Here is a 204-nt window from a genome sequence, read left to right on the forward strand (position 1 = left end):
TGAATGAGTGTTCATAGCAATATGTACATACAGTAATGTATGAATTGAAACGCGATGCTTCTTAGTGAGCAAAGCGGATCAAAACAGTAGAATTCATTGAGTCGTTTAACGCGAGTTAAACAAAAAACTTTTAATTGAAGAGTTTGATCATGGCTCAGATTGAACGCTGGCGGCAGGCCTAACACATGCAAGTCGAGCGGCAGC

The 204-nt window shown here is 40.7% G+C and carries 1 rRNA gene; it reads left to right on the forward strand.

The annotated features are described in order from the left end of the window. Positions 1-131: 131 nt before the first annotated feature. Positions 132-204: ribosomal RNA gene (locus AEA42_RS05850) — 16S ribosomal RNA — on the forward strand; the annotation flags it as partial.

Source organism: Shewanella sp. Sh95 (genome assembly GCF_001308045.1).
Classification (GTDB): Bacteria; Pseudomonadota; Gammaproteobacteria; order Enterobacterales; family Shewanellaceae; genus Shewanella; species Shewanella xiamenensis.